This window comes from Spirillospora sp. NPDC046719 (genome assembly GCF_040645715.1).
GTDB lineage: Bacteria > Actinomycetota > Actinomycetes > Streptosporangiales > Streptosporangiaceae > Spirillospora.
Genome location: NZ_JBEYYT010000332.1, coordinates 1 through 10,850, shown reverse-complemented (window position 1 = coordinate 10,850; position 10,850 = coordinate 1). Strand labels below are relative to the sequence as shown.

The following is a 10,850-nucleotide window of genomic DNA, read 5'->3' as shown; positions in this document are numbered from 1 at the left end:
GCGCCGGGCGTCCCGGCCACCCGCGCTCTCAGATCGCGAAGAGGAGGGCGGCGCTGACGAGGACGGTGACGGCGGTGGCGAAGTGGATGCCGAACGCGACCGCCTTCGTCCCGCCGAAGCGCAGGACGATGAGCGTGTCGCCGAGCGGGGCGAGGGCGACGACGAGCATGTACCAGCCGGCGGCGTGCGCGGTGGAGAAGGCGAGCAGGGCCAGGCCGAGGACGCCGAAGGTCGCGTCGCGTACCCCCTTGATGGCCAGGTAGGCGGCATCGCCGCCGTCCTTGGCGGGCACGCCGTAGCCGGCCGCCGCCGGGCGCGGGGAGACGAGGAAACGGACGCCGATGAACAGGACCAGGAGGCTGAGGACGGTGGCGAGTCCGTAGGCGATGGGGGTCAGCATGGCGAGGCTCCAACTTCTAGCGCTGCTAGGAACGAGGTCGACACTAACAGAGCAAAAGCAGGAGTTCTAGCGCTGCTAGAAGAATTGTCGCCACAAGCTCCCCGACGTAAGGGAGATACGTTCCATATCGCCAGCGGAGACCGGTCATTTGGTCTCCCCGGGATGACCTGCATAGATTTGGATGAGCAGCATCATTGACGTGCGCTGCGCCATACTGCTAGAAACAGGGCGCGGCAACATAGGTTACGTATCCATGGACGGGAGAGGGTCGTGAGCGAGGAGTCCCCCCGGCCTCCGGCAGCGGACCGCCAGGCCGAGGCGGCCGCCGAGAACCGCCGGCTGAGCAGCCCGGACGCCCGCTACGGCGCCCGCCTGCGGCGGCAGTCCTCGGCCTCGGTGCTGCTGAACGCGGTGGTCGAGGCCGACCGCGCCAACCTGGAGCGCACCATGGCCGCGCTGCAGGCCGACGGGACGCTGGAGCAGGCCGCCGGACGGGTCGTCGCGGCCCGGCGCCGGTTCGTCCTCGGCAGCGCCAAGAGCCGCGCGCACGCGACCCTCCTGCACCTGGAGCTGTCGGCCAGCCTCGCCGGCGTCAGCCTGATCGACGAGGGCGCCGTCCGGGCCATCGACGTGCTCAGCGACGTGCGGCCCACCGACGTGCTCATCGCGTTCTCGTTCCGCCGCTACGCCCGTCCCACCATCGTCGTGGCGCGTGAGTTCGCCGCGGCCGGCGGGCACGTCGTGGCCATCACCGACGACGCGGGCAGCCCGCTCGCCGCCGCGGCGCACACCACCGTGGTGGTCGGCACCGGAAGCGCGTCGTTCGCCGACTCCCCGACCGCGATCTCCGCCGTCGTGCACGCGCTGGCCACGCTCACCGCGGCCAGCGCGAAGGGCGCGCGCCGGCGGCTGGCCAGGCGCGAGGGGCTCGCCCACGCCCTGGCCATCTACTCCGACGAATGAGGGGCGCGCACCCATGAGACACACGACGGGCGAGACGGACGATGTCGTCATCACCGGCGGCGAGGTGCTGGACGGCACCGGCGCGCCGGCGCGGCGCGCCGACGTGGTGGTGCGCGAGGGCCGCGTCCAGGACGTCGTCCCGCCCGGCAAGACGCACGAGGGCCCGGAGCTGGACGCCACGGGCCTGGTGGTCGCGCCCGGCTTCATCGACCTGCACTCGCACGCCGACTTCACCGTCCAGGAGCACCCGGCCGCCGACACGGCCGTGTACCAGGGCGTGACGACGCTGCTCGGCGGCAACTGCGGGTTCTCGCCGTTCCCGGTCGCCGCGGCGGAGGAGCTGCGCGGCGCCGCCGGGTTCCTCGCGTCCGGCGTCGACTTCCAGTGGACGGACCTGGACGGCTACGCCCGCGCCGTCGACCTGGAACGGCCCGCGATCAATCTGGCGACGCAGGTCGGGCACCAGGCGCTGCGGACGCTCGTGATGGGCCCGGACGAGCGGCCCGCCACCGGCGACGAGCTGGCGGCGATGCGGTCGCTGCTGGCGGCCGCCGCCGAGCAGGGCGCGTTCGGCTTCTCCACCGGGCTGATCTACGCGCCCGGGTCGTACGCGTCGTCCGGCGAGGTCGCCGCGCTCGCCGCCGAGGCCGCGCGGCACGGGCTCCTCTACTCCACGCACATGCGCAACGAGAGCGACGAGCTGCTCGCCGCGGTCGACGAGGCGCTGGACACGGCGCGCCGGTCGGGCGTGCGGCTGGAGATCTCGCACCTGAAGGCGATGGGGCCGGCCAACCACGGGACGGTCCGCGAGGCGCTCGCGAAGATCGAGGCGGCCCGCGCCGGAGGCGTGGACGTCACCGCCGACGTGTACCCCTACACGGCGTCGTCCACGACGCTGACGTCCCGGCTGCCGGGCTGGGCGATGGACGGCGGCGCGGCCCGGCTGCTCGAACGGCTGATGGAACGCTCCACCCGGGACCGGATCGCGGCGGAGCTGCGCGCCCGCTTCGGCCGCGACATCGACCCCGCCGGCGTCGTCGTCGCGGAGCTGCCGGACGGCCCGTACTCCCGGTTCACCGGCCGCAGCCTCACCGAGATCGGCGCCGAGACCGGCATGGACTCGGCGGAGGCGGCGCTCGAGCTGCTGGCCGCGCACCGCGCGACCGTCTCGATCGTCAACCACGCGATGTCCGCCGCCGACGTGGCGGCCGTCCTCGCGCACCCGCTGGTCAGCGTCGCCAGCGACGGCTGGACCCTCGCCCCGTCCGGCGAGGGCCGCCCGCACCCGCGCAGCTTCGGCACGTTCGCCCGCGTCCTCGGCCGCTACGTGCGGGAGGACCGGCTGCTCACGCTGCCCGAGGCCGTCCGGAAGATGACCTCCCTCCCCGCCGCGCGGCTCGGGCTGGCCGACCGCGGCGAGCTCCGCGCGGGCCGCGTCGCCGACATCGCCGTGTTCGACCCGGCCGCGGTGGCCGACACCTCCGACTTCGCAGACCCCTGGCGGCTCGCCACGGGTGTGCGGCACGTGCTCGTGCGCGGCGTCCCCGTGCTGCGCGACGGCACGGCCACCGGCGCGCGTCCCGGACGCGTGCTGCGCCGTGCCGGCTGAGCACGTCGTTTACCGGATCCCCCCGGATCCCCGTTGAACAGGAGCGCTTTTGAGCAGCGCCATCTCGCCCCCCGGACGGCTGGACCGCAGGCAGCTCACCTCGGTGGCCTGCTTCGCGGTCTGCGTCGTCGCGGGCATCGTCCTCGCCGTCGCCGGCGGCGAGGCCGGCCTCTGGGGCCTCGTCCCGATCATCATGTACGCGGTGCTGGCCCTGCTCGGCGTGGACGTCGTGCTGGCCACCATCGGCGCCGTCATCGTCGCGGCGATCATGACCAGGACCGGGCCGGTCCCGCTCGGCACGCAGCTCGCCACCTCCATGGGGTCGCTGGTCGCGGTGATCGGCCTGATCATCCTGCTCGGCGCCGGCCTCGGCCACGTCGCGCAGGAGACCGGCGCCGCGCAGACCCTCGTCCGGACGGTGATGGGCCGCATCGGGCTCAGCACCCCCACCCGCGTCCAGCTCGGCGTCATGGTGTCGTCGCTGGTCATCGTGGGCGCCCTCGGCACCCTCGCGGGCGGCAACGCGATCATCGCGCCGATCGTCATCCCGATCGCGGCGCGGATGGGCTGGCGGCCCCCGGCCGTCGCGGCGATGTTCCACGCGTCGGGCGCGGCCGGGCTGATGCTCGGCCCGTTCACCCCGCCGGTCGTGACGATCACCGCCGCGGCGAAGCTGTCGTACGGCGACTACCTGCTGCACGCGGGCCTGCCGGTCGGCGCGATCACCATCGTGACCGGGTTCTTCATGGCCCGCTGGATCCAGAAGCACACCGACCAGGAGTACGCGCCGGAGGACGCCGCGCGCGACGACGACGCGGACGCCGCGCCGAACAAGCGCGGGCAGTGGGCCGCGCTCGCCTTCATCGGCGTGCTGGTCGCGCTGGCCGTGTACGGCGTGTGGGTCAAGGCGGGCTACTCCTACGCGCTGGTCGTCATGGTGGTCACCGCCGCCGCGACCGGCCTGGCCGGCGGCCTCGGCGCGAAGGGGACGGCGGAGGCCGTCTACGCGGGCGCGGCCCGGCTGATCTGGCTGTTCATGCTGTTCTGGCTGCTGGACCCGCTGCTGACCCTGGTGCAGAAGACCGGCGCGTTCGACACGATCTTCGAGCACCTCAAGGGCGTCATGCCCGACGTCGGCCCGTACGTGTTCCTGCTGCTGGTGGTCCTGCTCGGGTACGTGCACGCGGTGCCGGGCGCCGCGGTCGCCCAGGTCGTCCTGATCAACAAGCTGTTCGGGCCGCTGGTGACGTCGCTGGGCGTGCCGCCCGCGGCGTGGGCGGTGTCGCTGCTCGGGACGGCGCAGATCGACCAGCTCGGCCCGTACCCCACCGCGGACATGATGGGGCAGATGGGTCTCGCCCGGTCCAGCGATCTGCGGATGATGCTGTTCAACGGCTGGGCCATCATGGTCGCGAACACGGCGGGATTCCTGGTCCTCTTCGCGATCCTGCTCTAGTCCCGACGAAGCCGCCCCGGGGCCGTCCCGGGGCGGCCCTGCTCCCCGGAGGTCTGACGTGCGCGACGAACTGGACGAACTGGTGCGGCGGGCGTCCCGCCTGGGCGGGACGCTCGGCGTCGTCGCGCACGACCTCGGGTCCGGCGAGCGCGCGGAGGTGAACGCGGACCACCGCTTCACCTCCGCGTCGGTGATCAAGATCGCGGTCATGGCGGCGGTGCTGGCGGAGGCCGAGTCCGGCGGCCGGCCCCTCGATGACCGGCTGCCGGCGCCGCCGGACGCCCGCGTCCCGGGCAGCGGCGTCATCAAGGACCTCGCGGACGCGGCGGAGTTCAGCGTCCGCGACCTGCTCACCCTGATGATCATCGTCAGTGACAACACCGCGACGAACCTGCTGATCGACCTGGTCGGGATGGACGCGGTGAACGCCTGGTGCGCCCGGCACGGGCTGCGCTCCACCGTGCTGGCCCGGGTGATGATGGACGCGGCGGCCCGCGCGCGCGGCGACGAGAACGTCACGACCCCGGCGGACGTGGCGGCCCTGCTGACCGGCCTGGTCAGGGGCGAGTTCCTCGGCGAGGAGGGCACCGCGTTCGCGCTCGACGCGCTGGCCCGCCAGCAGCTCAACGACCGCCTGCCCCGGCACCTCCCGCCGGGCGTGACGCTGGCCCACAAGACGGGCGAGCTGGCGTCCGTCTGCCACGACGCCGGGATCGTCCTGCCGAAGGACCGCGACCCGATCGTCCTCGTCGCCATGACGGAGGGCATCGCGTCCGAGGCCGACGCCGCCACTCTGATCGCGGACACCGGCCGAGCCGTCTACAGCGCCACCGGCCTCCTCTGAACTCCTTGAGCCGCGGCGGGTCGTCGCCATGAAGCACTGCTCATGGCGACGACCCGCCGCGGCTCGACGGAGGTCAGGTGCGGAAGGTGTCGCTCGCCTGGGCGCGGATCAGGGACTCGTCCACCTCGTGACCCAGGCCGGGGGAGGTGGGGACGGGGACCATGCCGTCGGTCGCGCGGATGGGCGGGGCCACGATGTCGTGCGCGTAGTACTTGTCCGAGCCGGACACGTCACTGGGCAGGTCGAAGCCGGGCAGGGACGCGATCGCGACGTTCGCGGCGCGGCCGACGCCGAACTCGTGCATGCCGCCGCACCACACCTGCCAGCCGGCCGCCACGGCCCGGTCGTGCGCCGTGCGCGCCGCCGTGAGGCCGCCCATCCGCGACACCTTGACGTTCAGGATGCTCCCGGCGCCGAGGGCGATCGCGGTGTCGAGCTGGTCCAGGTCGTCGACGGACTCGTCCAGGCAGACGGGGGTGCCGATCGTGGCGGCGAGGCGGGCGTGCGCGGCGAGCGCGCCCGGCGCGAACGGCTGCTCGATGAGCAGCAGGCCGAGGACGTCCAGCTCGCGCATGGTGGCGAGCGCCTCCAGCGTCTCGGGGTAGACGCCGTTGGCGTCGACCTGGACGGCGAGGTCCGGGTACGCCTCCCGGACGGCGCGGGTCGGCGCGACGTCCCAGCCGGGCGCGATCTTCAGCTTGATGCGCCGGTAGCCGTCCGCGACGTGCCGCTCCACCTGCGCGAGCAGGTCGTCGACGGTCGGTTCGATGCCGAGGCTGACACCGGCGGCGATGCCCCGCCGGGTGCCGCCGAGCGCGGCGGCGAGCGAGGTGCCGGACGCGCGCGCCCACAGGTCCCAGCAGGCGATGTCGAGCCCGGCCTTGGCGAAGTGGTGGCCGCGGATCCGCGCCCACGCGCGCCCCGCCTCGGACGGGTGGTCCCACTCGGTGCCGACGAGCGCGGGCGCGAGGTAGCGGCGCAGCATCATCCAGCAGGTGTCGGCGGTCTCGGGGCAGTAGTACGGGTCGCTCGGCGAGGCGATCTCCCCCCAGCCGGTCGCGCCGCCGTCGTCCGTCACCCGGACGACGATGTGCTCCAGGTGCGACTTGCGGTGCGAGCTGGTCTGGAAGGTGTGGACGAGCGGCAGGCTCAGCCGGAACGCCTCGACGGCGGCGACGGCGGGCATCAGTGCTTCTCCTGCGGGTCGGGGACGAACCGGTAGACGGCGGTGTCGCGGCCGGCGACCTCGCACGAGACGGCGGCGCGGCCGCCTTCGATGAGGCGGCCCATGACGTCGGCGACCCGCTCGCGGAGCGCGACGGAGGCGTCCCGGTCGGCGGCGACGTGCGCCTCCCAGTCGCTGGGCAGGCCGAACAGGACGGCGTCGCCGTCGCGGGCGGTCTCGCCCCAGCCGACGGGCGGCGGCTTCGGCGCCCGGTCCCGCGCGGCGGGGAGGTCGGCGGTCAGGTCCCATTCGACGATGAGCCGGTCGGTGCGCATGCCGCGGTCGCGGCCGACGTCCTCGACGCCGAGCAGGTTCGGCTCGAACCAGCGCGCGACCGCGCCGAGGACGTCGAGGTTGAAGTGCGCGTTGCGGGTGCGGACCGGGTCGAACGACCAGCGCATCGCGGTGACGCCGGTGGCGAGCACCTGCTCGCGCTGCCCGAGCTTGAGGGCGCGGCCGACGCCGCGGCCCTGCTGGTCGTCGCGGACGGCGGCCATCTGCGAGTAGTGGTAGACGCGGCCGGCCGGGTCGACGCCGCCGAAGCCGTAGGCGAACCCGACGAGGTCGTCGCCGTCGAACGCGCCGACGACCGAGCCGCCGTTGTGCGCGAGGGAGATGAGCAGGCGGGGGCTGACCGCGGGGTCGGTCGCGCCGAGCCGGAAGACCTCGCGGTAGAGGGCCACCGCGGCGCGCATCTCCGCGGGTCCGGACAGGGGCCGCACGTGCACGGCCGGGGATCTCACAGGCATCGCATCGCTTACTGTCAGCACATGTCCTGACCTAGATATGTTGTAGATCTATGTCCTCGTTGTAGCATCACGCCTTGTCAGCGTCAAATATCGCCGCGATCATGACGGTTATACGATCCGTATGTTCGTCAATGATCTTCCAGGCCCTGGAGGGACATGACCCCGCCCGACCCCACCCCGTCCGACCCCACCCCGTCCGACGCCACCCCGACCGATCCCGCAGCGTCCGACCCCGCAGCGTCCGGCCCCGCCGTGCTCGACCCCGACGGCGCGGCCCGCATCACCGGGGCCGCCGCCGACCTGCTGGACGCCGCGCGCGCCCGCCTGCGCGAGTACGCGCTCGCCGAGTCGCCCAGCGGCGACGCCGACGCGCTGGCCCGCTGCGCCGACCTGGTCGAGGCCGGGCAGGCCGCCGCCGGCGGGCGGGTGCGGCGGGTGCCGTCCCCGAGCGGCGACCACCTGGTCACCTCCTGGGGGCCGGAGGGACCCGGGCACCTCCTCGTCGTCGGCCACTACGACACCGTCTGGCCGGTCGGGCGCCTGGCCGACATGCCCTACACCGACGACGGCACGACCATCACCGGCCCCGGCGTCTTCGACATGAAGGGCGGCCTCGTCGCGCTGGAGACGGCGTTCCAGGCCCTCGACGCCGCCGGGATCGCCGTGCCCGCGCCCGTCCGCGCGGTCGTCGTCGCCGACGAGGAGGTCGGCAGCCCCACCGGACGCGACCTCGTCGAGGCCGAGATGGACGGCGCGGCGGCGGTCATCGGGCTGGAGTCGCCGCATCCCGACGGCGCGCTGAAGTCCGCGCGGCGCGGCAGCACCCGCGTCGCGCTGCGCGTCCGGGGCCGCGAGGCGCACGCCGCCCTGGACCCCTGGCGCGGCGTGTCCGCGATCGACGAGCTGCTCGACCAGCTCGCCGCCGTCCGCGCCGCCGTGCCGGACGACGGCACCACCCTGCTCAACATCGGCCGGATCGAGGGCGGCCGCCGCGCCAACGTGGTCGCCGGGGACGCTTGGGCGGAGATCGGCCTCCGCTTTACCGACGCCGGATCCGAGCGCCGGATGCTGGACGCGCTGCGCGGCGCCCGCCCGGTCCGGGACGGCGCGCAGGTGGAGGCCGACGTGCTGACGTCCCGGCCGACCTGGCCGGAGGACCCCGCCAACCCGCTGCTGGCGCACCTGGCGGAGGTCGGCGCCGCGCTCGGCCAGACCGTCCAGGGCCGTCCGGCGGCCGGCGCGGGCGACGCGAACCTGCCCGGCTCGCGCGGCCTGCCCACGCTCGACGGCCTCGGCCCGCGCGGGCGCGGCGCGCACGCCGCCGACGAGCACATCCAGGCCGCCGACCTGGCCCGCTGCGCCGCGCTCCTCGCCGCCCTCTTCGCCGTCCCGTACCGGCCCTGACCCGGAACCGGCGAACCGGCGGAAATCGGGTCGACGGGCCGGGGCGGGGCGAGCAGAATCACCGGCGTGAAGGTTCGGCTCGCGGGCGGCGTGGTGGCCTCGGACCTGGCCGCGTGGACGGCCGGTCCGTCCGGTCCGGAGCGGGTCACCGGCGGCCCGTCCGAGCGGCCCGGCGCGGCCGTCGCGCTGGGCCCCGCCGACGCCGCCGCCGAGGACGTCCGGCGCGCGCTCGCGGAGCTGTCCGCGCTGGTCGAGGCGGGCGGGGCGACGGCCGCCGGCGCGGGCGTCGACCTCGGCGCCGGGTTCCGGTCGGCCCGGCTGGACGGGGCGCGCGGCGACCAGCGCGACGCGGTCCTCGCCGCGCTGCGGGTGCTCGGGCCGGAGAACGCGGGACGGCTGGGGGACCGGGCCGGGTTCCTCGTCGCGCTGTTCGGCCCCTCGGTCACCCGGCGGGTGGGCGCGGCGGCGGCGAAGGCGGCCGCGGACGGGCGCTGGGCCGCGCTGCACCTGGCGTCCGCCGCGAGCGACGTCCTCGGGCCCGAGCAGCTGGAGCGCGTCCTCGGCCTGGACGGCCCCGGCACCGCCGTGCCGGGCCCGCCGTCCGTGCTCGCCGGGTACCTGGGCCGGGCGTTCGAGGGGGTGCCGCGCCCGCGCCGGCTCGACCTGCTCCTCGACCTGTGGTCGCTGGTCCTCGACCAGCGGGACCGGGCCCGCCGCCGCGCCCGCCGCATGGCCACGCAGGGCCGCCGCGACCGGCTCTCCGACCTGCGCGAACGCCGCGCCCGCCACGAGGACGACCTGGTCGTCGGCTGGATGATGCGGACGCTGGGCGCCGGCGAGCCGACGCTCGCCGACGCCGCGCGGTGGATCCCGCCCGACGGCTACTGGCGCGAACAGCTCGTCCGGGCCTTCGAGGACGCGATCGCCGCCACCGCGCTGCTCCGGACGGCCGTCGCCGTCGCCGACCACGGCTACGAGGAGGGCCTGGCCCGCAGCGCGCCCCTCCTCGCCGCCGTCGTCGAGCAGTGCCCCGCGTGGGCCGACGGCCGCCGCCGCGACGGCGGGCTGCCCTCCCGGCCCACCGTCCACGCCGGCGAGATCCACCGCAGGCTGTCCGCCGGGGGGCCGGTCGACGCGCGGCTCATCGGCTTCGTCAAACCGCGGCTGACGCGCGCGCGGGAGTTCGCCCTCCTCGTCATCGAGACCGTCGAGACGGTGATGGAGCGGATGATCGGGCACCGCGCCGACGTGCTGCGCGACTGGGGCGCGACCGGCCTCGGGGCCTGGCGCGACGCGGCCGGGTACAGCGACGCGCGCCCGCCCGCCGAGTGGGACGGCATCCCGCCGTGGACCGGCCCGCTCCTCGGCGACCGCGGGCCGCTGCGCGACCGCGAGGAGCTCGCCGGCGACCTGCTCTGGTACGTCGACCTGATCGACGCGCTCGCCCGGCTGCACGGGCACGACGCGGCGCGCTCGGTGAACGGGACCGGCGCCCCCTGGTTCGACCACGACCCGCCGCCGGAGGACCCAGAGCCGCTCACGCCCCGGCTCGGCTCGGTGACGCTCGCCGTGTCCGGCGCCGCGCAGCTCGTCGAGCTCGGCGGCGCCCCGCCGAAGGGCGCGCGCACCTGGACCGCGTTCACCGACGGGCTGGCCGCCGGAACGGCGATCCGCGCGGCGCTGACCGGCGACTTCAAGGTGCCGCCGCCCCTGGTCGCCGCCGACGGGGCGGCCGTGCCCGGCGCGGGGGTCCGGGTGCGGGTGGCCCGCAACGCGCGCGACCTGGCCGAGTGGTCGGACTACATGGGCAACTGCATCGCCGGGCCCATGTACATCGAGGACGCCCGCGAGGGGCGCGTCGCCCTGCTCGGCCTCTACGACCGCAAGGGCGTCCTCGTCGCCAACGCGGAGGTCAGCCCATTGCGGCCGCAGTCGCGCGGCTGGCGGGTCTCGGAGATCGCGGCGCGGTTCAACGAGGCGCCCGGCGAGGAACTGGACCGCGCGTTCCGCGCGTGGGTGGACGCGCTTCCCGGCACCCGGCCGCCCGAAGCGCCGGTGCCGGAGGAGGTCCCGCCCGCCAGGACGGCGCGGCGGCGCGCCGCACCGCGCCTGGTCGAGGAGGTCGGGCCGGTGCTCGGCGACCTCGCCCGCGCGGAGTGGGACGCGTCCGGCGCCGCGGCCCTGGAGGTGCTCGCCGCCG

The 10,850-nt window shown here is 75.3% G+C and carries 9 protein-coding genes; 6 read left to right on the top strand and 3 right to left on the bottom strand.

The genetic code is table 11. The features are described from left to right. Positions 1–28: 28 nt before the first annotated feature. Complete coding sequence (locus ABZ914_RS37570) at positions 29–400, bottom strand: DUF4267 domain-containing protein (RefSeq protein ID WP_500199159.1); 372 nt, start codon at positions 398–400, stop codon at positions 29–31. Between the two features lie 270 nt (positions 401–670). Here ABZ914_RS37570 and ABZ914_RS37565 point away from each other — a divergent pair, with 270 nt between their 5' ends. The 4 genes from ABZ914_RS37565 to ABZ914_RS37550 are packed head-to-tail and all read left to right on the top strand — an operon-like array spanning position 671 to position 5,272. Further along, entirely contained in the window at positions 671–1,363 is a 693-nt protein-coding gene (locus tag ABZ914_RS37565) for a MurR/RpiR family transcriptional regulator (protein WP_433149471.1), read from the top strand. Positions 1,364–1,376: 13 nt separating this feature from the next. After that, entirely contained in the window at positions 1,377–2,972 is a 1,596-nt protein-coding gene (locus ABZ914_RS37560) for an N-acyl-D-amino-acid deacylase family protein (RefSeq protein ID WP_500199156.1), read from the top strand. A gap of 49 nt (positions 2,973–3,021) precedes the next feature. Then, a complete protein-coding gene (locus tag ABZ914_RS37555; protein ID WP_500199154.1) occupies positions 3,022–4,428 on the top strand; it encodes an SLC13 family permease in 1,407 nt (468 codons plus the stop codon). A 58-nt stretch (positions 4,429–4,486) separates the two neighbouring features. Next, a complete protein-coding gene (locus ABZ914_RS37550) occupies positions 4,487–5,272 on the top strand; it encodes a serine hydrolase (RefSeq protein WP_500199152.1) in 786 nt (261 codons plus the stop codon). Positions 5,273–5,345: 73 nt separating this feature from the next. On the opposite strand, the gene menC is transcribed toward ABZ914_RS37550, so the two are convergent. Further along, positions 5,346–6,458: an o-succinylbenzoate synthase gene (gene menC / locus ABZ914_RS37545; RefSeq protein ID WP_500199150.1), complete on the bottom strand. Its 1,113-nt coding sequence runs from the start codon at positions 6,456–6,458 to the stop codon at positions 5,346–5,348. Further along, positions 6,458–7,225, bottom strand: coding sequence for a GNAT family N-acetyltransferase (locus tag ABZ914_RS37540; protein WP_190868797.1), 768 nt, complete (start codon positions 7,223–7,225; stop codon positions 6,458–6,460). Before ABZ914_RS37540 ends, menC begins: the two co-directional genes overlap by 1 nt. A gap of 177 nt (positions 7,226–7,402) precedes the next feature. Between ABZ914_RS37540 and ABZ914_RS37535 the strand changes: the two genes are divergently transcribed. Together ABZ914_RS37535 and ABZ914_RS37530 are read left to right on the top strand one after the other, a co-directional pair. Beyond that, positions 7,403–8,650, top strand: a complete 1,248-nt coding sequence (locus tag ABZ914_RS37535; protein WP_500199147.1) for a M20/M25/M40 family metallo-hydrolase — start codon at positions 7,403–7,405, stop codon at positions 8,648–8,650. 66 nt (positions 8,651–8,716) lie between these two features. Next, positions 8,717–10,850 (top strand): hypothetical protein (locus ABZ914_RS37530; RefSeq protein WP_500199145.1); only part of this gene is annotated, 2,134 nt, incomplete at its 3' end.